The following is a 21941-nucleotide window of genomic DNA, read 5'->3' as shown; positions in this document are numbered from 1 at the left end:
GACTCGAGCGACTTCTTAATCGCTTTTCAAACACATCAAATTCCAAGAGCAAGACGCTTGAACCGCGAACAATTGAAACAACTGGAAAAGCAGCTTTGGAGTGCGGCGGATAATCTGCGGGCGAACTCGGGGTTGAAGGCGAACCAGTATTCGACGCCGATTCTGGGGCTGATCTTCCTTCGCTTTGCCGACAATATCTATCGTGGGCACGAGGCCGAGATTAACGCGGAGTTTGAAAAGCTATCGGGCACGCGCCGAGAGAAACCGATTTCCGAGATTGCGATCGCCAAGTGTGGGTTCTACCTGCCCGACGAGGCTCGGTACGAGTACCTGCTGGAACTGCCCGAAAAGGAGAACATCGCCAACAAGATCAAGCAAGCGATGGTGGCGATAGAGCAGCATAAACCGGAACTCGAAGACACGCTTCCCAAGGACGACTACTTCGAGCTGATGCCGGACAATTCGTCGTCGCTGTTGAAGTCATTGCTGAAAACGTTTGCCGATATTCCAGCTGATGCCGAAGGCGACGTCTTTGGTCAGATTTACGAATACTTTCTGGGCAACTTTGCGTTGGCCGAGGGCCAGGGTGGTGGGGAGTTCTTCACGCCCAAGAGCGTCGTGCGGGTGATGGTCGAAATCATCCAGCCCCACGGCGGTAAAGTGTTTGACCCGGCGTGCGGCAGCGGTGGCATGTTCGTTCACTCGGTCCAGTTCGTGAAGAAGCACCGAGAAGCGTTGGCGAGCACCAAAGGGAAAGGCAAGAAAGCGTCCGCCGATGACATCTACGTCTACGGTCAAGAGAAGACAGGTGAAACGGTGAACCTGGCCAAGATGAACTTGGCCGTCAACGGGTTGCGGGGCGAGATCAAGCAAGGCAACAGCTACTACGACGATTTGGTCGACAGCTATGGCAAGTTCGACTTCGTCCTCGCCAATCCGCCATTTAATGTCGACGACGTCAACCTGAGCCGCGTTCGCGACGATCGCCGGTTTAGCGATCATGGCATTCCGCAGAAGAAAACCAAGTCGAAGAAGGCTGACGAGGGCAAGGAGACCGTCCCCAACGCCAACTACCTCTGGATCAACCTGTTTGCGACGTCGCTCAATGAAACGGGGCGGGCGGCCCTGGTCATGGCCAACAGTGCGTCGGACGCTCGGCACAGCGAAGCCGAGATTCGCAAAACGCTGATCGAAAAGAATCTGATCTACGGCATGCTGACCTTGCCGTCGAACATGTTCTACACCGTCACGCTGCCGGCGACGTTGTGGTTCTTTGACAAAGCGAAGGACGACGACCGCATCCTGTTCATTGACGCTCGCAACATCTTCACGCAGATCGACCGCGCCCATCGCGAGTTCTCCGAAGAACAAATCGCCAACATCGCGGTCATCTCGCACTTGCGAAAAGGCCAACGAGAGAGTTTTACGCGGCTGGTGGACGGTTACTTTGCCAGCGGATTCGAGCAACTCGCCGAAACCGCGACACGCGTTCAACCGATCGCGGAGCAAGTCGTTGAGGTGCTCGACAGCACGCCAGAGATTGTCGCCGAAGCGGAATCTGCGGTGGCGGAGTTGCTCGCCGCGTGGAAGGGTCTGGGCAAGTATCAAAAGCAATACGACAAGTATTTGGAAAAGCACGGCGACGAGGGCGTCGTCGACAAACATAACAAGGCTCAGCACAAACTTCGCGAATCACTCGACCCGTTCTTTGAAGCGTTGCACGCCGGACTCAAGCGACTTGACCGTGTCGTTCGCCAGCACCAAAAGTACAAGGCGGACGAAGCCAAGGCCGAAGGCAAGCGATCAGGCGTCGATCGCGAAACGAAAGAGATCAAGCGTCGCTTGGAAGTCTTGCACACCGAGATCAAGAACGCGGAAAGCTATTTCACGCACATCCACTGGCTGCAAGAACGGTTTCCATCGGCCAAGTACGAAGACGTCACCGGGTTGTGCAAACTGGCCACGCAAGCCGACTTGGAAGAACAAGACTACTCGCTCAACCCTGGCCGCTACGTCGGCGTCGTGATCGAAGAGGATGGCAAGACGGAAGAGGAGTTCATCGAAGATCTTTCGACGATGCAGCTTGAATTTGAAAGCATGAACGACGAGGCATCAACGCTGGCTTCCGTGATCGGCGATAACGTTAGGTTGCTAACTGAGGATGGCGTATGACGATCGACGTACTTCCGATTCCACGATTAACAGTCGCCGAATTGATTGAAGCTGGCGAGGCTGGCGTTCAAACCGGGCCGTTTGGAACTCAGTTAAAGGCCAGTGAATACGTCGAAACTGGTACGCCAGTCATTAACGTCCGCAACGTTGGGTTCGGCAAAATTCGCGACGCAGACCTAGAATATGTAAACGAAGCAAAAGCCTACGCGTTACGAGCACATCATCTCCGAGAAGGCGATATTGTCTTTGGTCGAAAAGGAGCCGTTGAACGCCACGCGTTGATCAACCGCGACTCCGATGGATGGATTCAAGGATCGGACTGTCTCCGTTTGCGCGTCGACAGCAAACGAGTGATTCCAAAGTATTTGTCGTACTATTTCAGGACTCAGGGACACCAAGACTGGATGCAAGCTTTGTGTTCATTTGGCGCGACGATGAGTTCGCTAAATCAAGACATTGTGAAGCGAATCTCGTTTCCCTGCCCACCGCTCGAAATCCAACGGAAGATTGCCGGTGTGTTGTCGGCTTACGACGACTTGATTGAAAACAACCGGCGTCGCATCGCGATCCTCGAGAACATGGCCGAGGAAATCTACCGCGAATGGTTCGTCCGAATGAGATTCCCAGGACACCAAAACGCCAAGTTTGAAAAAGGAGTCCCGGAGGGGTGGGAGGTTAAACCCTTTGATGCAGTCGTCAGCATCAAGCCAACCGAACATGTCGTGCATGGAGAAGAATACACATTTGTCGCAATGGACAAGCTGAGTTGCAATTCGTTTTATTTTCATTGCGACGAGAAACGATTGCATCCATCTGGATCTCGATTCCGAAATGGCGATGTTCTTTTTCCTCGCATTACCCCGTCAGTCGAGAATGGAAAACGCGGCTTCGTCACGTGTCTTGCTGAGGGGAGGATTGGAGTCGGGTCAACTGAATTCATCGTAATGCGGGAAAAAGAAATCTGCAAAGAGCACTTGTTCTTTGTGACTTGTTCGGACGTATTTCGCACACACGCTGAGCAGAGCATGGTCGGAGCCTCGGGGAGGCAACGCGTTCATGAAAAGTGCTTTTCATCGTTTCTGGTAAAAACGCCGCCAAATGGTGTTCGCAAGCAGTTTGTAAAAGCGGTTTCGCCTTTTTTCTTGTCCATCGTCTCGCTCTCGCGGCAGAGTTCTCTACTGGAAAGGAAACGCAATTCATTGCTGGCCCGCCTCATCTCCGGCAAACTCCCCGTCGATGAACTCGACATCCAATTGCCGCCGAGCATGACGGACGATGCGGCGGAGGAAGCTAGCGAGGAACCGGTTCATGCCTAGCTTTCTCTCCGAAGATGACATCGAACGTGAGATCATTGGCGAGATGAAGGCTCGCTGGGGTGACTCGTATGTCTTCGACACCTTGAATTGCCATACGACCGACCCGGAAAATCTCAATGACAAATCCGGACGCACCGATAAACGGGATGTGATCTTGGTCGATCGGGTTCGTGAAGCGATTTTACGACTTAACGAAGTGCCCGAGTCAGCCGTCGAAGATGCGATCGAACAATTGACCGCTCGCCGGTCGAGTATGTCGATGGTCGCGGCCAATCGGGAAGTGACGGCACTGATCCGTGATGGGGCACCGGTCGAGTACGACGACGATCGGGGACGCAAGCAACACGCACGGGTCCGGTTTATCGACTTTGACGCCGCCGAGCAAAATACGTTCCTGGCAGTGACTCAGCTATGGATCAAAGGTATCGGGCCGGCGGGACGGTTTCGGCGGCCCGATGTGTTGTTGTTCGTCAACGGCATTCCATTGGTCTTCATCGAACTGAAGAACAGCAACGTGAATGTTCGCGACGCGTTCGACAAAAATCTGACGGACTACAAAGCCGACATCCCGCAACTGTTCCATGCCAACGCGATCTGCGTGCTTTCCAACGCGATCGAAACTCGCGTCGGCAGCATGACGGCGACTTGGGAGTACTTTTTCAATTGGCTGCGGGTCGATGACGAGAAAGAGAAGCTTGATCGCCAGAAGATCAAAGCCGACACGGACAGCCTGCCACGGGTGATCGAAGGCTTGCTCTCGCCGCCACGATTGCTCGATTACGTCGAGAATTTCACGCTGTTCTACAACGAGAACCAAAAGATCCTCGCTCAAAACCACCAGTTCATCGGTGTGAACAACGCCTACGAGCGTTTTGAGCGTCGCGACGAGACACCGGGCAAGCTGGGCGTGTTCTGGCACACCCAAGGGTCAGGCAAGAGCTTTTCGATGATCTTTTATGTTCGCAAGATCTTTCGCAAAGCGACTGGCAATTTCACCTTCGTCGTCGTGACCGACCGCAAGGACTTGGATGACCAGATCTATCGCAACTTCTTGAACACCGAAACGGTTCGCGACAACGAGGCTTGCCAGCCTCGCAACAGCGACCAGATGCGTGAGTTTCTGGGCAGCAACAAACGGATGGTTTTCACGCTGATCCAAAAGTTCCGCTACGACAAGGGCAAAGAGTACCCGCTGTTGTCGCCTCGTAAGGAAATCATCGTGATGGTCGACGAGGCGCACCGGACGCAGTACGAGGATCTGGCCCAGAACATGCGTGCGGGCTTGAAGAACGCCCAGTTCTTGGCTTTCACCGGCACGCCGCTGCTGGGTCGTGATCGCAAAACGAATCAGTGGTTCGGCGATTACGTTTCGGAATACAACTTCAAACAGGCGATCGACGACGAATCGACGGTGCCGCTGTTTCACCAGAAGCGTGTGCCCGAGGTGCTGATTCAGAACGAGGATCTGACGGAAGACTTGATCGCGATCTTTGACGAAGAAGACATCGACGAATTGCAGCGGGAAAAGCTGGAGAACCGCTTCGCGAAGGAAGACAAGGTGATCTGGCGAGACGATCGTTTGGACACGATTGCCGAAGATATCGTCGATCACTTTCCCCAGCGTGGTTATCTGGGCAAGGCGATGGTGATCACGCTGGACAAGTTCACCGCGGTGACGATGTACGACAAGGTCCAGCATCACTGGAAGGAGAAGCTGAAATCGCTGCGGGGCGAGATTCGGTCAGCTACGGGGCCGGCGAAAGATCGCCTGAAGCGACAACTCGAGTGGATGAAGCGTGTCGAGATGGCGGTGGTGATCAGCGAGGACGCGGACGAGGAGAAAAAGTTCGCCGATCGTGGCTTGGACATCAAGCCGCACCGACAGCGAATGGAATCGGTCGATAAAGAGGGGCACGATGTCGAGTACAACTTCAAAGACCCCGATCACCCGTTGCAGTTGGTGTTTGTGTGCGCGATGTGGTTGACCGGTTTTGACGCTCCGACGGTGTCGACGTTGTACTTGGACAAACCGATGCGGGGGCACACGTTGATGCAAACGATCGCGAGGGCCAACCGTGTCACGTCACACCAGATCGATGGTGTGCAGAAAACGCACGGCGAGATCATCGACTATTACAACGTGTTTCGGAACCTGCAAAAGGCGCTTCGCGATTACGGTGAGGGCAGCGACGCGGGTGACATGCCGGTTCAGGACAAAGGCGTTCTCTTCGATTTGCTCGGCCAAGCGATAGACGAGGCGACGAAGTTCTGCGAGAGCCATGGGATGCCGTTGGAGGGATTGTCGAAGAACGCGGGACAGATCTTCAAATCCGTATCGATCTTTGGCGACTACGCCGACGTCTTGCTGGGCGACGAGCAGATGCGGAAGTCGTTCTACGTGTACGAAAACACGGTGTCGTCGCTTTATGATGCCTGCAAGCCGGAGATCTTCGGTGATCCGATTGTTCGTCGGGTGGCTGTGTTCCAGTATCTTCGAGGTGTTGTCGACGCACTGATCGAAGGGCAGGACGTGAGCGACGTTCAGCGACGCATCACGGAGTTGCTTGATGAAAGCTTGGTCGTTGACGATTCGACCGGAAACGCCGTCAAGGAAGTGCAAGAGACGAAGTATGTGCTTCAGTCGGGGCGTGTCTGGGACTTGAGCAAGACGAACTTTGAGCATTTGAAGCATGAGTTTAAGGCGGTAGAGCACAAGAACATCGAGATTGCCGACCTGCTGGCATTCATCAAGAAGAAGCTTGATGAGATGATGAAGCAGAATCTGACCCGTCGTGACTTCGCGGTGCGTTTGCAGGCGATCGTCGATAAGTACAACAGCGGTGGATCGTCGAACGAGAACTATTTCGATGAACTGGTCAATTTTGCCGAGGAGATGAAGTCCGAGGATGAACGTCATGTCCGGGAGGGTTTGTCGGAGGACGAATTGGAAATCTTCGATCTGCTAAGAAAAGACAAGATGACCGAAGCCGAATCGCAAAAGGTGAAGCTGGCCGCTCGCGCGTTGCTGCGACGCGTGTTGGAAGAGCACCCGCGAGTCCTAGTCGAGGATTGGTTCAAAGACGCGCAGACTCGGAAGGTCGTTCGGGATGCTTTGGAGGAAGTGCTGGACGTCAATCTTCCTGATTCCTACGACAAACAACTGTTCCAACGCAAACGCGACGACGTTTTTGACGCGATCCTGGACTACGCCCTCAGCGGCGTGAAGTTCGCTGCGTAATTTACCTTGAGGAATCCCGGCGATGAGTGCGTCGGTAAGACCATCAAGCCGGCGACACGTCCTGAACGAACGCTCTGCGAACAGCCTGAATTGCGGCGGTTCGGTTAGCGAGTCGGTTCGTAGCCGACGATCTGGTGTTGAGCATCGGCAAAATCAGCCGCTTCCTCATTCCGGTGGCGGATGATCTTGGGAGCGACTTCGTCGCGGACTCGCTTGACGGCTTGCTCCAAGGCAGTCGCGTCTTTACGTTCCAATCGACTCTCTACCTCGTCCATGCTCATCCATTGAATCGGCTTTTGCTGTTCAATTGAGTCAGGCATGGCGGGGTGATGCTCCGAGATTGTGGCGGTATTGAGCAAAGGAACTGTAGGGATTTCGATCAAAATAGTCTAGCCGGGTATCTTCGCCCGTGATGGTGGATCGGGCAATCTTCGAGCCAATTCGAATAAAAATTGGCTCCAAATCGCTTTCGCCCGCAGTCGCGTCCAGCAAAATCTCCCCAAACGCCTCATCTTTTGTTCGCAGGCTGGGGGTCGACATCTCGACACACCAGACGAATCGGGGCAGTGACAACGCCAGTTGCATCCGGATCGCCAGGTCGGTTGGCTTATCCGCCAGTTCACGCTGTTTGAACTGTTTGAACGATACGCCAGTGGCAAGAAGCGGCCGGTACACGATGGGTTCGTTTAATTCTAGATCTTGGAGCGTTTCGGTCACCATCGGCTCGAAGACCTTGTCTTCCAGAAAGTCCAGGACGTAATTGTCAACGTCTGTCGGGCGTAGATATGCTTCGTCGGGCAGCGGAACGACGATGCGGCGTACTTCGTCCAGGGCCCGTCGATAGTTCTGCTGTTGCGTTTTCGTGCGCGGCATCAACTGATATGGGAAGTAGGCATCGTCCATGACGACGTATTCATCTACGAGTTCGGCAGCATGAATTGGCCCGTTCAACTTGCTAACCCGTTCCCGGGTGACATCTTGGTCGAGAGACGCATGCCCGACGATACTGACAACGTGCTCACTGAACGAGGCAATAAGCGGGAAGCCGGACTCGATGTAGCAATACAAGATTTTTAGGAAGTCGTTGAAGGCCTGCTGGTCTTGAATGCCGTCTTCTTTGGAGGCGAAGATCTGCGACCCGAGCCCATGGTTGGTGACAATGATCGGATGGCAACCGAAACGATCAAGCATCTCTGCATAGTCGGCGTAGTTTAGTCCACGATGCGGAATGATCCGGCCATTGCGACGGCCAGCCATCTCGATCAATTCATACGGAAGATGCTTCCGGTAACGATCGAATTTATGCGATAGGTAGCGGCACACCGCCCACATCGTGACGTGAGCACAGACCGTCGCCTCGTTGCTTTGACTTCGGTAAGGGAATCCGTTGCATTCGTAGAGTGTTCCGCCAACGCGATTGCGAAATCGAGTCCCAAGCAGATGAAAATGTTCTGGGCCGAGGCCAATCATTTCAGGGCGAATGACCGTTCGGCCGATACAACGAACCATCAGTGGCTCGACCACTGAAAAACCGATGTAGTGTTCGCGGGGGAACGCGAACACGACTTCGCTTTCGGACAGGTGCTCATTGAAGAAGTGCAGCCGGCAACACTTGCTCGGTCGCTCGCGAAACTTTCGCCCGTAAAAATTTTGGTGCAAACTGCGGAAGTCCTCACAGACGTATGGCGTCTCTACAAGGACGGTTTTGACGTGAGGATCTAGGCCTGCTCGTAGCTGCTCGACTCCCCAGGGAGTCAGCATGTCAGATGTGGCGGCTTGGACTTGCAGCCAAGCTTCATCTTTTCGCTCTCCGGTCGTTGTGTCAATCTGTATTACCGAGAACTGGACATTCTCGTAAGCGGGGAGGTTTGCCATACTTTCCGTGTTTTCCGCGTCGGTGGGTTAGCGACCGCTTGACTGTCAACCGACGCTCCACGTGCTTCAGCACGTCACTCGTCATTTTTGTCAGGCCGCATTATGTTTGCTGATTTTGAACTCTCGTTTGCGTACTGGAAAGGGCTGGTGCGATTTTCTCTTTTTCGCAACGGTCTAACAGAGGCTACTCACAAGGTCGAGTGGAATACGATCAAGCCGCGATTGACCGCGTTGCTCGAGCGAACAGAGGCTTTTGACGACAATGCCGAAACCCCGGAGCACTTGATTGCCTTGTGGGCGGAGATGGTCAAGTTGACGATTGGCGAAGAAGCCTGCCGCGTGATTGTTGACGCGCTTCCGGCGAGGCTAACGATTGCAGTTCAGAATACAGTTCCCGCTTCGCATCACGATTTGTTTCGAGTCGCTCCCTGGGACATCACGATCTCGATGGTCGGCGGTTTGTCTAGTCCTGACGCCGCGAACAACGTGCTTGACGATAACTTGGTCACAGTCGTCGATGTGCGAATCGCAGAAGAGGGACATACGGCGGCGTCGGTTGGTGGGGTCGAGAACGTACCAGCCTCGATGGATTACCGATCGGGTCAGGACGATGAAGAGGCAGACGGAACTCTCTTTCCTGTTTGGTTTGGGTCGAATCGTCAGCTTTACCAAGACGGCGAGCATGTGTTCGAGCGTCCCGAGAGTGCGCCATCGAACCAGGTAAAATTTGGGAAGTGTGAGGTTTGGATTCCTAAAACGCATCGACGTGGTGAGCAAAAGTCACCCTGGTATCGACCGGATCGCTGGCTGTCGGGCGAGACGCTGCAAATTCGCAACACCCAATTAATCCAGGATCTTGTTGGCGATATTTGTGGACAGATTCAACAATCGACAACCACCAATCACCTGCTTTTTATTCACGGATTCAACAATTCGTTTCAAGATGCGATTCTGCGTGCTGCCCAGGTAGGATTCGACCTTGGCATCAACGGAGCTACAATCGCGTTCAGCTGGCCAAGCCGTAAGTTGCTGCCATTTGTTTCCCGTTACAACTCCGATGGAGATGCAATCTTGGCCAGCCGTAAGGCACTGGCGTCGCTGGCCGAGCACATAGGTGGTTTGGAAGGCACACTTCACGTCATCGCTCATAGTATGGGCAATCGCGCATTATCGCTTTCATGGAAAGAAGTTTTTGAAGCCGTCAACTCTTCGGAGTCGCTCAAGATTGGTCAAGTGGTTTTTGCAGCGCCTGATGTTTTTCAAACGGTCTTCAAAAACGACACCGAGAATATCGAGGACTTTTGTCAAAGAGCAACGCTCTACGCCAATCGGACTGACTTCGCTCTCGGGCTATCTCGATTGCTGAATCGTTGGCCGCGAGCGGGCGTGCTTCCGCCGGTGATGAGCTTGGATGGAATCGACACGATCGAGGTGCCGTTCAATCTGGCTTTGTTTGGGCACACTTACTTTGCCAAGCTGATTCCCATGCTAGAAGATCTTTCGTCGCTGATAGAGACGAACGCGGATCCCGACGGACAATCGGGGCGGTCGTTGCATCGGGTTGATGAAACAATGCGGCACTGGCGTTTGAGCGGCCCACGGTCACATTAGAGATGTGTTGTCAGACGACTGAACTGCGTCCTTTGCTTCTCCCACGACGGCAGAAGAGCTACGACTCGCAATTCTCGTTCGGTGATTGGGTCGCGGCCGGTAATGATTTTGCAGTGGTGGAGGATCTCCTCCTGGATGTCCGGCGAAAGATGCAGCAGGTTCATGATTTGCGTCAGACGGGGGCGGCTGACTTGACCGAGACGGGCTAGTTCGGCTTGGGAGGTAACCGCGCCGGTGCGGATGAGTTCGTCGAAGTGGATGGCGAGGGCCAGGAGTTTGGTGACTCGCGGAAGGCGGCCCGGTGGGGGCGACGGTGGCGGCGTGCCGGGCGTTACGTTTTGGCGGCCGGCGCAGCGGCGGGTGACGGTGAAAGGTCGCGTTACCGGGGTTGTGTCGGGTTCGACTTGTGGTTTCACGATGAGGGCTCCGGGTTGGTTTGGCCTAGCGTGGTGATGCCTGTGGTGTGAAAGTGGATGTCGACGGTCCCTGCGACGCCGTCGTAGTCAACTCGGTCAACGAGCGTCGCAACGAGGTCGTTGCGATCGCGGGGCTTCATTGACGCCCAAAGTTCGTCGAAGCGGTTGAGCGAATCGACGATATCGACGCGACGTGGGGCATTGGCTTCGAGCGATTCGATTTGCTCGTTCAATTCAGCGTGCCTTCGCTCCGATTGGGTGATGCGTGTTTGCAGGTCGGCGACCAACTCCATAGGACCGCTGGTGATTGCCAGATGGTTCAGTTGGCCGTGATAGGATCGCAAAAACTCGATGAGCGATTCACGCTCGCGGACGAGAGCATCGAGCTTTTCTTTCGTTTTGAACTGAGTCTGGTCGTGGATGTCCGCGATCAATTCATGATCGGCTGCGATCGCTTTGATCTCGCCGATGACGAAGGATTCGATCTGGTCGGCCGGGATCGATGGCGTGGGGCAAGATGCGTGGCCACGTTTCTGGGCACCACCACACACGTAATAGCGGTAGCGACGGTTCCGCTTCGTGCTGCTGTTGTGGACCATGGCGCGGTCGCATTGTTTGCACCGGAGAACGCTTCGCAGCAACGCGGCATGCTGGTTGCGGGCCTTTTCGTGACCTCCGCGACCATTACGTTTCAATCGCTTTTGAACGGAAGTGAAAAGGCTGGTGTCGACGATCGCCTGATGCTCGCCCTCGTGGACCTCGTCGCGGTAGCGGACTTTGCCGATGTAGGTCGGGTTGATCAACAGCGTGTGAACATTGGTCTTGTCGAAGAGTTTGCCGCCACGCTGCGTTCCCTTTTTGGTGGTCCACTGTTTGGTCCTCCAGCCCCGTTCGTTTATCGCCTTTGCGGTGTCGAGCAACGATCCGTGTTCGAGATAGAGCGAGAATATCTGGCGAACTCGCTCGGCTTCTTCGGGGATGACGACTAACTTGGTGTCGATCACGTTGTATCCCAAGAGCGGCATGCCACCGGACCACTTACCGCGTCGTCTCGCGGCGGCAATCTTGTCGCGTGTTCGCTCCGAGATCATTTCGCGTTCAAACTGAGCGAACGATAGCAGCACGTTCAGAATCAGCCGGCCCATGGAACTCGCAGTGTTGAACTGCTGAGTGACCGAGACAAATGCGACACCTTTGTTATCGAACTTTTCCATGACTCGGGAGAAGTCCATCAGCGATCGGCTGAGTCGGTCGACTTTGTAGACGACGACACAGTCGATCTTGCCAGCATCAATGTCCGCCATCAGTCGTTGCATCGCCGGTCGATCAAGGTTGCCGCCGGTATAGCCGCCGTCGTCGTATTTGGTCGGCAAACACTCCCAGCTTTCGTGCCGTTGGCTAGCAATGAATGCTTCGCCTGCGTCGCGTTGTGCGTCGAGTGAATTGAACTCTTGTTCTAGCCCGTCTTCGGTGCTCTTGCGGGTGTAGATCGCACACCGCACGACCTTGTCGTTTGCATTGGCTTCGCGGATCATCGGCTCGTCTCCTTACGATCGAGTTTGAAGAAGCGGTATCCGTTCCAATGGGATCCCGTGATGACGCCGGCGATGGCGGTCAGCGATTTGTAGAACTCGCCTTCAAATTCAAAGCCGCCTTCGCGGACGATGACCTCGTAGGTAACGCCTTTGTAGACACGTTCGATCGTGAGTCCGACTGCCGGCAAACGGTCGTCGCCTGCCGGCGGGTGCAGTTGTGCTCGGCCGGGAATGCGTTTGGCTGGGGGTGCTGCATCTTCGCCGGGCGGGGTCGTTCGCAAATCAGACGTATTGGCGATTTCGCGGGCACGGGTGAGTGCACGGTCGGATAGGCCGCCGTATTCGTTGGCTTGCATCCGCCAAGCGATGCGTTTGATCAACCATTGTTTGTGTCGACCGTTGGTGGATTCGCCGTAGACCTCGGCGTACTTCGACTGCAATTCGCCGACGGTCATCCGCTTCATCGCGGCGACCTCTTTGTCGATGTTCAGGGGCATGGGTTCTCTCTGTGTTGAAGAAGTGGTTCTCGCGGTCCGTTTACCGCGTGGTCACAGAGAGCGGTCCGTCGCCGACACACTCAAGCGATCATGCTCGGAGTCGTGCGAACTTTCACCGAAGTTATTTTCCCGTGGCTCGGTTGTGCCGGCAGCTGGGCGGGACAGTTGGTCGACGATGGCTTCGGCGAGGATTCGAACGACGTTGTTTCGGCGGGAAACGTCAAGTGTTGTTGGCCTTTGGAGTGATCGCAACTCGGGAGACTCTTTTGGTCGTGGAACAAGACTGAGCGGTTAACGACAACCGCTCTCACCTGTAGACCTACCGGAAGAAACGTCGAAATCACGAAAGGCGATGAGAATTATTTTGCGAGCTGCGATCGGCCGCGGAGACGAAGGATGGCTTCGAGGTCATCGGCGGTGTCCCAGAGCAGGTTCAATTCGGTAGCTGTGGGATCGGCGAAGCAGCGCGTGACGTCGGGTTTGGTCATGCCAGTGAGTTTGGCGAGCTGCGTTTTCGATGGTCGTGGAAGCAGTGTAATGCCGGCTTCGGTTTCGGCGGCGGCGATTGCGTGGTCGGCCGCGGCCGCGAGATGCCGTTTGAGTTCGTCTCGCAGGCGTTCGATCTTGGCGGTTCGGGTTCCACGCTTGCGACGGGGTTTTGTCGATGTATCGGCATCACTTCCGCGAACCGTAATTGCGTCTTCAATCCCGTCCCAATCGATGATGGGATTCGACTTGTTCAAAACGGCGACTTGTTCCAAGGCGAACACGCTGCACCGAACGATTGTCCGCCAATGGTCGGCGGACCCGGTGGTCGGCGTAAACAAGATCGCTTTCGGATGAGTGACCAATCTTTCGCGGATCACATTGACATGCGATGGGCCGGCACCGCGTACAAACAGCAATTCACGACTGCGGCCACGAAGCGTATACCGACCGATCTTCCACAGGTGATTTGCGATGATTGATTCGACCGCGACGCGTGAATCTGCGAACAGCCATCGCAGCATGGATTCGGTGTCCAAAGCGAAACGATCGACTTGGTCCACAGACAAACGAATCGATCCGGCGTTGCAGATCACGATCGCTTGCTTACCCGCGGGAAAGTCGTGGTACTGGACCGAGTGGTGTTCGCCACAATCATCACACCACCATTCCGCTGCGGGCAAGGTCGGAACGAGCAAGCCGGCAGGACGCAGAAAAGCGAGTTGCGTTTTCCAGCGGGTTTCAACTTCATGGCGGGTGAAGGTGGCCGAAGCGGATTCCCACCTAGCCCAGACCGGATTGATCGATCGACGCATTGTCGATGTTCCACAACTTGAGATGCTTTTGAACGATCTCGGCACGATCGGATGTCAATCGGTTCAAGTTGCACGAACGCGGCGTGATGCGGATGGTCGTTCGACCGGCGCGGTGATAGCGGGTGCCGGGGAACTGAAACTTGATCTCCACATACGTCACCTGCAGTTGGTGCAAAGAACTGGGTTCCCGGCCGAGTTCTTCCTCGATCGCTCGGTAGATCGAATCATCGGAGTCGTTCCGCCGGACGCTGGCGGTCGATTTGCGATGCGTGATCGTGTTTAACAATCCGATTGATTCGATTCGGGCGTGGATGTTGTCGGACGGATCCGTTTCGAGATTGAACGTTGGGAGTTTGAGATGGTCCAATTCATACGCCGGCTCATCGCTGTACGGCCCAAGATCCCAGCCCAGCGCGACCTTGGCGACGACCTGTTCGATCTGGGATTTGCGTGGCTGTTTGATCTTCGTCGAAATTTGCAATTGGCCGACGCCTGCGTCGTATTTCACGAGAACTTGTGTCGTCGGACGCAGTGGGATGGACATCAAGTTGCCACTTTCATCGTGCGTGTTCTCACTGCGAACGTAGTCGTCCGGGTTGCAATCGAAGTAGGTGCAATCGCCGCGTTTGACGATCTGGACGGTCGTTTGCTGGCCGCGACCGTCTTCGCGAAGTAGGTCGGAGATCGCGTCTTGAAGTCTTTCCTTGACGTCTTTAGCGATTCGCATGTTCTGGGGAACATCGTTTCGGCACCGCCACCACTGGGCCTCGTCCAGACGCAGGAATAGCAACGACGATTTAAAGATCTCTGGTTCATTGACACGCACCCACATCGCTCGACCGTTCAGGTCGAGGTCATCGGGGATGCGTTGCATCAGGTCGTTTACGTCATGTAATTCTGCAGCGTCCATGAACGCTCGCATGCCGGCTTCGCTGGCGAACGCACGGACGGTTTGCAGATCAATGTCCATTTCGTCACGCTTGCTCGGTGGCAACTCGTTGTGAAAGGACATCATCGGTTCGACTTCGCGTTCGCCCAGATCATCCCACTTGATTGGGAATTGTCCGGGAACGTGGTCGTCGAACCAACGACGAAGCAAGACATTGGGAACGGTTCGAAAAACGGTTGAGATGGCAACAGGTTGGGACATGAACTCTTAACTTTCAGACTTCCGAGAAACACCGATGACTTTTCCAAGCACACGAAAGTCGCTATCAGGCTGAACCTCGATCGGTTTGTACCGGCGGTTTTCCGGCAGCAACCGAACCTCTCCGTCGTTGGCTTCCAAACGCTTGACGGTGGCTTCGTCATCGATCAACGCAACAATGATCTCACCGTTTTCGGCGATCGGTTGCCGGCGAACGATCACGACGTCACCGTCACGCATGTCAGCGTCCTTCATGCTGTCGCCGCTGATCGTCAGGGCAAAGCATGGGCTGCGGCCGACCAGCGATGACGCAACCATGACTTCGCCAAGACAGTTCTCTTCGGCCAACATCGCCGGACCAGCTTTGACCACGCCAACCAACTTCACACCGGTCATTGACTCGATCGATTGGCTCGGACGTCGCAGGACGCGAAGGCTTCGCGCCTTCCGCGGTTGCCGTGCGACGTAACCCTTGCGTTCAAGTTGCAAGACCAGTTGGTGGGCGCTGGCGGCGCTGATGCCAAGCCGGTCACCGAGTTCGGTCATCGTCGGCGCAATGCCGTGGCGATCGATCGCGGCGGACAGTTCGTCGAGTGCCCGCGATTGGCCTTCGGTGATTTCGGTTTGGCGTGGTCGTCCGCGTCTGGGCGGCTCCCGGCGTGACTTCGATGGCTTCATGATCGGACTTCCATGACGTTGACTTTGGGCGGATCGAATTAGCGCTGATAGACTTCGTTTCGTGCTTGCTTAAATCTAGTCATGCAGATTGCCCGGTCTAGTCAAAATTTGCTAGCAAAGCTGAAAGCACTGTAAATAACCGTCTGAAAAATTTTCTTTGGCGCTGACAAACTCACTGGACATCGACCCGTTCACGCCAGCATAGAACATTGGCCGGCCACGTAAGTTCGATGTTTGAACATCCTCGTGCGCGCGGATGAATTCTTGCGGTGATCCCTGGCGCCAGACGCGGTCGTCCTCGTCCATGATGCATCCCAGCAACAACGGCAGGACAAGTGGATCGCGTGGGATGCCGGACTCGGTTGTGATCGAACTGTAGGAAAGGTCCTGCTGGATCTCAGCCCAACTCGCTCCGCGGGGAGCATGACATTCGAGCATCACGTTTTCGAATTGGCCGAGGAACTGGATCAATTCGGCGTCGGCGAGGATGCCGTCGGCGATGTCGCATCGGTCCAGTTCGGGGTTGAGCAGAAATTTCGCTAACCGATCGAGCATCTCGGTTTGCAGAGCATCGGCCTTTTCTTCCTGGGCGAACTCTTCGTCGGTCAGCGGGCGGTGGAACGGAATCACGTCCATTTCGGATCTCCGGTGAGAAGGGTTTGGAAACAGCATTCGCCGTTCAGCGTGACCGGTGGCTTTGACACGTTTGGTCCAAGCGACCAAAGAAAGTTTAGGAATTTCTAGTCGGCAGATCCCCTCGCACGTGGGACGCGTGAGTGTTGCAGTTGCAGTTAGTGCGATTTCGTGCAACTGCAACAACTTTTTCTGCAACGTTTTCTCCCTGTGTTTTGCGGGGTCAAAACGGTTTCACAAAAGCCGGAGTGCGATTTCGTGCAACTTCGCCGGTGGGTGTGGCCGCTGCCGTGACGCGGCCAAGCCAATCACCCACTTGCCGACGGAGTTCGCACGTGACCCTTTCTTCCAAACCCTATTTTTCGTCCATCGATCTGGTTGCCCCCGGCGAAGGAACGACCGAGGCCGACCGCATCGTGGCCGAGTTGATCGCCGATTGCTTCACCCGCAAAATCATTCACCGGCGAGTCACACAGTTGCTTCGCCTCGCCGAGTTCGTCGGCGACACCGTTGATGATCTGACGCAGGAATTCCTGATTCGATTGACCGACGCGATGAAGCACCACGACGACGAGGTCGGCCATCGCAATCCCTACATCGTCAGCATCGTTGACCGGCACACCGCCACGATGCTCGAACACCGCAGGGCCAAGGTCCGCTACACCGCCGATGGCGTTTCGCTCGATCAGCGGATCAACGATGGCGAAGTCGGTCCGCGAGCGATGGTGGACCTGCTGAATCAAGACGACAAGTCACGCCGGCTGCAAACCGAAAAGCGTGATTCGATTGATGCAACGAACCTGCGCGATGACCTGGCGTCGGTGCTCGCTGAACTGCCCGCTGACGAGCGGGAATTTCTGATCCTGCTTCGTGAACACAACGTGACGGACGTCGCCGAGATCTTGGATTTGCCGCGTTCGACGGTCGTGTCGCGGCTGGAAAAGCTGACGCAAGTCTTCGAGGACGCGGGACTGCGTGATTACCTCGCCTGAAATTATTTCTCGCCGGGTTTCGTGATTTGGGCATTTGTTCCGGTAGGTCTACAGGTAGCCGGCGAGCGTCGATCCGCTTGCTGACTTCCCGCAACCCCAACCCGGACTGTCATGCCCAATCTTGCCCTCGATATCGAACGCCGCGTCGGACTCTCGCTCGCCGTCGGACGCTACCTGCGATCGGCGGATCGCTTCAACGAAGCGTCTCGCGAATTCACCGGAGCGTGTAAGTCGCTCCGCAAACGACTCGGACCGAGTCAACGCTTCATCGTTCAGGTGGACTTCAAGCACTACCTCGTGACCAGCGATCGAGACGGCAACTTTGACGTTGAACCGATCGAATCCCTTTAACCAACCACCACCCGTCAAGGAGTCAACCAACCAGTGACCACGTTACTTCAATCCATCCAATCCGGCCGGCAATCGAAGCCACCTCGCGTGCTGCTCTATGGCGTCGAGGGCATTGGCAAGTCGACATTCGGCAGCCAAGCACCCAAGCCGATCTTCATTCAGACCGAAGACGGTCTCGACGAGATCGACTGCGATCGTTTTCCGCTGGCCGGCACGTTTGATGACGTCATGGCGGCACTGAAAACGCTGCGTGATGAAAAGCACGACTATCAAAGCGTCGTAGTCGACTCACTCGATTGGCTCGAACGTTTGGTTTGGGACAAGCTCTGCCAGCAGTACGGAGTCGAGTCAATCGAAAAGGTCGACGGCGGATACGCCCGCGGCTACATGCACGCCTTATCGCTGTGGCGGGACGTTCTCGATGTGCTTAGCGTGCTGCGTTCCCGTGGCATGGTGGTCGTGCTGATCGCTCACTCAAAGGTCGAGCGTTTCGAAGATCCGGAAAGCTCGCCCTACGACCGCTATTCGCCGCGACTGCACAAACACGCCGCGGCACTCATCAAAGAGTGGTGCGATGCGGTGCTGTTCGCCACCCGCAAGATGCGAACGCAAACCGAAGACGGCGGGTTCAACCGTAAACGCACGATCGCTCACGCGGTCGGCAAAGACGGCGGCGAACGTATTGTCCGTGCCTATGGATCACCGTCGTGCGTCGCCAAGAATCGCTACGGCATCGACACCGAGTTGCCGCTCTCGTGGCCGGCGTTCGTCGGTGCCATGACCAAGAACTGATCGACCGATTCACCAACCCTTTCCACTTTCCCAAGGAACCAACCATGGCCAACCTTCAAGGCTTTGATGCCAACACTATTAAACCCGCCAACGACCTCGAACCGATCCCGGTTGGCAAGTACGTTGCCGTCATCACCGACAGCGAAATGAAGCCGACCAAGTCGGGAGCCGGAAATTATCTTCAGCTCACGTTTCAAGTTATCGAAGGCGAGCACGCCAACAGGCTCCTGTGGGTGCGACTCAATCTCGACAACCCCAACGCGACCGCAGTCGAGATCGCTCGTCGCGAATTGTCTGCGATCTGCCGCGCCGTGGGTGTGCTCACCCCAACGGATTCGACGGACCTGCACAACTTGCCTTGCAACATCCACGTCAAGGTGAAACGCCGATCAGACACTGGCGAGTTGCAGAACGAAGTGAAGGGGTATTCCCGGCGCGACGCCTCGGCCCAGCCCATCGCGGCTTCCGAACTGTCTAGCACCGCCGCTTCTTCGCCGGACTCTTCCGGCACGGATACCCCACCTTGGCAGCGATAGTCGCGACCTCTCCCTGAAGATCGCACCAAGGCCAGACGCTCGGCCGGCAACGGACTGTCGGCCGGGCGTTTTCTTTTCACTTGCTCTGTAACGAATGCTCAAGCTCAAACTGCCCTATCCGCCCACGATCAATCACTACTGGCGACACGTCGGCCAGCGTGTGTTGATCTCCAAGAAAGGTCGCGAGTACCGCGCCGACGTGAGCGGCTACCTGCATCGCAAAGGCGTGCAACCGCTCGAAGGCCCCCTGTCGGTCGACATCGAATTGCACATGCCCGACCGCCGCCGTCGCGACATCGACAATGTGCTCAAAGCGATGCTTGACGCGCTGCAGTGGGGCGGAGCGTTCTTGGACGACAACCAGATCGTGCGATTGGCGATTGAAAAGATCGTGGCCGAGAAGAAGGCTCCGCCAAAGCGACGAACCAAGGCAGAGATCGCCGCCGGTGTCCAGCGGACGGCAGACAAGCCAAAGGGCCAAGCGATCGTCTGGATCGCAGAGGTCGATGTCGAAAGACACGCCCATGCCAATCGCATTTGTTTGCAGTGCCACCAATCTTTCGAATCAAAAGGCCCGACACACCGAATTTGTCGTGATTGCAAACACAAGCAATCGAAGATGCCGCCATCGGTCGTTGAAGCCGGATCCGGCAAACGCCGAAACGGAGTGCCGATGTGATGCAACTGCGAGCCTATCAACAATCCGCCGTCGACGCGGTTTACGAACATATCCGCACCCGCGACGACAATCCGGTCGCCGTATTGCCGACCGGTGCCGGTAAGTCTCTCGTGCTTGCGCAGATCGCTAGCGATGCTGTTCAGCGTTGGAGCGGTCGCGTGCTGATCCTGGCTCACGTCAAAGAGTTGCTCGAACAGAACGCCGACAAGGTTCGCCGCCTCTGTCCGGACATCGACGTCGGTTTGTACTCCGCTGGGCTGAAGAAGCGTGACACGAACACGCCGGTTTTGGTCGCTGGCATTCAAAGCGTTTACAAGAGAGCGTGCGAGCTTGATCCGTTCGATCTGATCGTGGTTGATGAGGCACACCTTATCGGCAAGAAGGGTGACGGTATGTATCGGCAGTTTCTTGCCGATTGCAAAGTGATCAACCCGAATGTTCGCGTGATTGGGCTAACCGCGACACCGTTCCGCTTGGACAGTGGAATGATCTGTTCGCCAGACCATTTCTTGAATCATGTTTGTTTCGACGTCGGCATCAAAGAACTGATCCGCGATGGATATCTCTGCCCGCTCGTTTCCAAAGCTGGCGTCAACCGAGCGGACTTCGGCGACCTCCGCACCCGTGCCGGCGAGTTTGTCACCGGTGATGTCGAACAATTGGCCGGCGACGACGCCCTCGTGTCGGCCGCGTGTGCCGAGATCGTGGAACTGACCGCGGACCGCAGGGCGGTTTTGATCTTCGCCGCCAGTGTCGCCCACGGCCGGCAAATCGTCGAAACGTTGGCGAAAAACCACGACATCGAGTGTGGCTTTGTCACTGGTGAGACGCCGGCGGATGAACGCGATGAACTGCTGTCGCGATTCCGCGGTGATGCACCAACTTCCTTGCTTGCCGACGAACCGCTGCGTTTCCTTTGCAACGTGAATGTGCTGACGACCGGATTCGACGCACCTCGCGTCGATTGCGTGGTCATGCTCCGCCCGACCATGTCGCCGGGCTTGCTTTATCAATGTGTTGGTCGCGGCTTTCGTCTGCATCCCGACAAACGGAACTGCCTAGTCCTCGACTTCGGCGGCAACATCGAACGCCACGGACCGATCGACCAAATCAAACCGAAAGAGAAAGCTGCCCGCCCGGACCAAGAACCACCGGCCAAAGAGTGCGAAAAATGTCACGCCTTGGTCGCGTGCGGATATGCGAATTGTCCCGAGTGCGGTCATCCGTTTCCACCGCCAGACCGCGAGGCCCACGATGCCAAGGCGAGCGAAGCCGGCGTCCTCTCGGGCGAAGTCACCGACACCGACTACGACGTCCAAGACATCGTTTATCGCATCCATCGCAAACGCGATGCCGACGATGACGCACCGCGATGCTTGCGAGTCGACTACATGATCGGTCTGGATCATTGGCAAAGTGAATTCATCTGCATCGAGCACTCCGGCTTCGCCCGCCGCAAAGCCGAACAGTGGTGGCAGGAGCGTTGCCTCGATCCGTGCCCGACTGACGCCGACGAGGCGATGGGCATCGCTGCCGCCGGACTATTGGCCGCACCGGATTCGATCACCGTGCGATCAATCGCTGGCCAACGCTACGACCGCATCATCGGTTGCACGCTCGGCGAAGTACCGGCAATCGCGAATCTCGAAGATGCCCCGTTTTGACTTCGACCTTTAGCCCAAGGATGTTTCATTGGAATACTTGATCCAACTCAACGACGGTCCGCTTGATGGTGTCGAGCTTTCGGTCGCCGGCGATGCAGCCCGCCTCATTCGAAGCCTGTCGGTCAATCTGGTGGACGAAAGCGATGTCGACAACATCGAAGACGCCGAGGTGAAGACCGTTGACTATGACTTGTACATCGACGAACCAACCGCGAACGATGACGGCGGGACGTTGTGCTTCTACCACGATCGGTCGACGCTGGTGCCGAAGCATCCGCTGGCCAAGATTCGACATTATCTGCCGCCGCGTGACCGAGAGTATTGGAGCGGCTGGATGATCGACATCACCCAAGCGTTGGATGAATGTTTCCAGCACGTCTCACCGGAGACTCGACACGCGGACCGGGCTATCAAGGCTTACGAAACCGCGCAGCGTCGGCTCGCCGAGATGCCGAAGCTGGGATCGAGTGAGTGACTGCCGGCGGTCACCCATCTTCCCCACCCAGTG

General features: G+C 56.0%; 20 protein-coding genes. 11 read left to right on the top strand and 9 right to left on the bottom strand.

What is annotated here, in order from left to right; translation table 11 throughout:
• The first annotated feature begins 57 nt into the window (after positions 1 to 57).
• From Mal65_RS08530 to Mal65_RS08520, 3 genes are read left to right on the top strand one after another with little or no spacing between them, the layout of a single operon-like run.
• Positions 58 to 2172, top strand: a complete 2115-nt coding sequence (locus tag Mal65_RS08530; RefSeq protein ID WP_145296002.1) for an N-6 DNA methylase — start codon at positions 58 to 60, stop codon at positions 2170 to 2172.
• Positions 2169 to 3488: a restriction endonuclease subunit S gene (locus tag Mal65_RS08525; RefSeq protein WP_145295999.1), complete on the top strand. Its 1320-nt coding sequence runs from the start codon at positions 2169 to 2171 to the stop codon at positions 3486 to 3488. Before Mal65_RS08530 ends, Mal65_RS08525 begins: the two co-directional genes overlap by 4 nt.
• Entirely contained in the window at positions 3481 to 6726 is a 3246-nt protein-coding gene (locus Mal65_RS08520; protein WP_145295996.1) for a type I restriction endonuclease subunit R, read from the top strand. Before Mal65_RS08525 ends, Mal65_RS08520 begins: the two co-directional genes overlap by 8 nt.
• Positions 6727 to 6830: 104 nt before the next feature.
• Here the strand turns inward: Mal65_RS08520 and Mal65_RS08515 are convergent, their stop codons facing one another.
• On the bottom strand, positions 6831 to 7046 hold the full coding sequence (locus tag Mal65_RS08515; protein WP_145295993.1) for a hypothetical protein: 216 nt from the start codon (positions 7044 to 7046) through the stop codon (positions 6831 to 6833).
• Positions 7039 to 8601, bottom strand: coding sequence for a hypothetical protein (locus Mal65_RS08510; protein ID WP_145295990.1), 1563 nt, complete (start codon positions 8599 to 8601; stop codon positions 7039 to 7041). The genes Mal65_RS08515 and Mal65_RS08510 overlap by 8 nt, the downstream gene beginning before the upstream one ends.
• 102 nt (positions 8602 to 8703) lie before the next feature.
• On the opposite strand from Mal65_RS08510, the gene Mal65_RS08505 reads away from it, so the two are divergent.
• Positions 8704 to 10212 carry an alpha/beta hydrolase gene (locus Mal65_RS08505; protein WP_145295987.1) on the top strand — a complete coding sequence of 503 codons (1509 nt, stop codon included), beginning with the start codon at positions 8704 to 8706 and terminating at the stop codon, positions 10210 to 10212.
• Here the strand turns inward: Mal65_RS08505 and Mal65_RS08500 are convergent.
• From Mal65_RS08500 to Mal65_RS08470, 7 genes are all read right to left on the bottom strand, one after another.
• A complete protein-coding gene (locus tag Mal65_RS08500; RefSeq protein ID WP_145295984.1) occupies positions 10209 to 10628 on the bottom strand; it encodes a ParB/RepB/Spo0J family partition protein in 420 nt (139 codons plus the stop codon). The genes Mal65_RS08505 and Mal65_RS08500 overlap by 4 nt on opposite strands.
• Positions 10625 to 12163: a recombinase family protein gene (locus tag Mal65_RS08495; RefSeq protein ID WP_145295981.1), complete on the bottom strand. Its 1539-nt coding sequence runs from the start codon at positions 12161 to 12163 to the stop codon at positions 10625 to 10627. The genes Mal65_RS08500 and Mal65_RS08495 overlap by 4 nt, the downstream gene beginning before the upstream one ends.
• Positions 12160 to 12660, bottom strand: coding sequence for a DUF2924 domain-containing protein (locus Mal65_RS08490; protein WP_145295978.1), 501 nt, complete (start codon positions 12658 to 12660; stop codon positions 12160 to 12162). The genes Mal65_RS08495 and Mal65_RS08490 overlap by 4 nt, the downstream gene beginning before the upstream one ends.
• A 359-nt stretch (positions 12661 to 13019) precedes the next feature.
• Positions 13020 to 13961 (bottom strand): hypothetical protein, encoded by a 942-nt coding sequence (locus Mal65_RS08485; RefSeq protein ID WP_145295975.1) that lies wholly within the window; start codon positions 13959 to 13961, stop codon positions 13020 to 13022.
• Entirely contained in the window at positions 13930 to 15111 is a 1182-nt protein-coding gene (locus Mal65_RS08480) for a hypothetical protein (RefSeq protein WP_145295971.1), read from the bottom strand. The genes Mal65_RS08485 and Mal65_RS08480 overlap by 32 nt, the downstream gene beginning before the upstream one ends.
• Before the next feature lie 6 nt (positions 15112 to 15117).
• Entirely contained in the window at positions 15118 to 15786 is a 669-nt protein-coding gene (gene lexA, locus Mal65_RS08475; protein WP_145295966.1) for a transcriptional repressor LexA, read from the bottom strand.
• A 111-nt stretch (positions 15787 to 15897) separates the two neighbouring features.
• Entirely contained in the window at positions 15898 to 16422 is a 525-nt protein-coding gene (locus Mal65_RS08470; RefSeq protein ID WP_145295964.1) for a hypothetical protein, read from the bottom strand.
• Between the two features lie 332 nt (positions 16423 to 16754).
• Here Mal65_RS08470 and Mal65_RS08465 point away from each other — a divergent pair, with 332 nt between their 5' ends.
• From Mal65_RS08465 to Mal65_RS08435, 7 genes are all read left to right on the top strand, one after another.
• A complete protein-coding gene (locus tag Mal65_RS08465) occupies positions 16755 to 17411 on the top strand; it encodes an RNA polymerase sigma factor (RefSeq protein ID WP_165701155.1) in 657 nt (218 codons plus the stop codon).
• A gap of 111 nt (positions 17412 to 17522) precedes the next feature.
• Positions 17523 to 17762, top strand: a complete 240-nt coding sequence (locus Mal65_RS08460) for a hypothetical protein (protein ID WP_145295959.1) — start codon at positions 17523 to 17525, stop codon at positions 17760 to 17762.
• A gap of 33 nt (positions 17763 to 17795) precedes the next feature.
• On the top strand, positions 17796 to 18554 hold the full coding sequence (locus Mal65_RS08455) for an ATP-binding protein (protein WP_145295956.1): 759 nt from the start codon (positions 17796 to 17798) through the stop codon (positions 18552 to 18554).
• Between the two features lie 44 nt (positions 18555 to 18598).
• Entirely contained in the window at positions 18599 to 19090 is a 492-nt protein-coding gene (locus Mal65_RS08450; protein ID WP_145295953.1) for a DUF669 domain-containing protein, read from the top strand.
• A 94-nt stretch (positions 19091 to 19184) separates the two neighbouring features.
• The gene (locus tag Mal65_RS08445; protein ID WP_145295950.1) at positions 19185 to 19769 is read left to right on the top strand and encodes a RusA family crossover junction endodeoxyribonuclease; all 585 of its coding nucleotides are present in this window, start codon (positions 19185 to 19187) and stop codon (positions 19767 to 19769) included.
• Positions 19769 to 21433: a DEAD/DEAH box helicase gene (locus tag Mal65_RS08440; protein WP_145295947.1), complete on the top strand. Its 1665-nt coding sequence runs from the start codon at positions 19769 to 19771 to the stop codon at positions 21431 to 21433. Before Mal65_RS08445 ends, Mal65_RS08440 begins: the two co-directional genes overlap by 1 nt.
• Before the next feature lie 28 nt (positions 21434 to 21461).
• On the top strand, positions 21462 to 21908 hold the full coding sequence (locus Mal65_RS08435; RefSeq protein WP_145295944.1) for a hypothetical protein: 447 nt from the start codon (positions 21462 to 21464) through the stop codon (positions 21906 to 21908).
• Positions 21909 to 21941 lie beyond the last annotated feature (33 nt).

The organism is Crateriforma conspicua, from assembly GCF_007752935.1.
GTDB lineage: Bacteria > Planctomycetota > Planctomycetia > Pirellulales > Pirellulaceae > Crateriforma > Crateriforma conspicua.
Note: the sequence above shows the minus strand (reverse complement) of the source record. Positions and strands in the feature narration are given on the sequence as shown.

Bases quoted from the DNA above. Each gene is read 5' to 3' on its own strand.
- Mal65_RS08460 (WP_145295959.1), top strand. From the start codon at position 17,523: ATGCCCAATCTTGCCCTCGATATCGAACGCCGCGTCGGACTCTCGCTC.
- Mal65_RS08490 (WP_145295978.1), bottom strand. From the start codon at position 12,660: ATGCCCCTGAACATCGACAAAGAGGTCGCCGCGATGAAGCGGATGACC.
- Mal65_RS08450 (WP_145295953.1), top strand. From the start codon at position 18,599: ATGGCCAACCTTCAAGGCTTTGATGCCAACACTATTAAACCCGCCAAC.
- Mal65_RS08480 (WP_145295971.1), bottom strand. From the start codon at position 15,111: ATGTCCCAACCTGTTGCCATCTCAACCGTTTTTCGAACCGTTCCCAAT.
- Mal65_RS08525 (WP_145295999.1), top strand. From the start codon at position 2,169: ATGACGATCGACGTACTTCCGATTCCACGATTAACAGTCGCCGAATTG.
- Mal65_RS08495 (WP_145295981.1), bottom strand. From the start codon at position 12,163: ATGATCCGCGAAGCCAATGCAAACGACAAGGTCGTGCGGTGTGCGATC.
- lexA (WP_145295966.1), bottom strand. From the start codon at position 15,786: ATGAAGCCATCGAAGTCACGCCGGGAGCCGCCCAGACGCGGACGACCA.
- Mal65_RS08445 (WP_145295950.1), top strand. From the start codon at position 19,185: ATGCTCAAGCTCAAACTGCCCTATCCGCCCACGATCAATCACTACTGG.
- Mal65_RS08515 (WP_145295993.1), bottom strand. From the start codon at position 7,046: ATGCCTGACTCAATTGAACAGCAAAAGCCGATTCAATGGATGAGCATG.
- Mal65_RS08505 (WP_145295987.1), top strand. From the start codon at position 8,704: ATGTTTGCTGATTTTGAACTCTCGTTTGCGTACTGGAAAGGGCTGGTG.
- Mal65_RS08520 (WP_145295996.1), top strand. From the start codon at position 3,481: ATGCCTAGCTTTCTCTCCGAAGATGACATCGAACGTGAGATCATTGGC.
- Mal65_RS08510 (WP_145295990.1), bottom strand. From the start codon at position 8,601: ATGGCAAACCTCCCCGCTTACGAGAATGTCCAGTTCTCGGTAATACAG.
- Mal65_RS08485 (WP_145295975.1), bottom strand. From the start codon at position 13,961: ATGCGTCGATCGATCAATCCGGTCTGGGCTAGGTGGGAATCCGCTTCG.
- Mal65_RS08440 (WP_145295947.1), top strand. From the start codon at position 19,769: ATGCAACTGCGAGCCTATCAACAATCCGCCGTCGACGCGGTTTACGAA.
- Mal65_RS08470 (WP_145295964.1), bottom strand. From the start codon at position 16,422: ATGGACGTGATTCCGTTCCACCGCCCGCTGACCGACGAAGAGTTCGCC.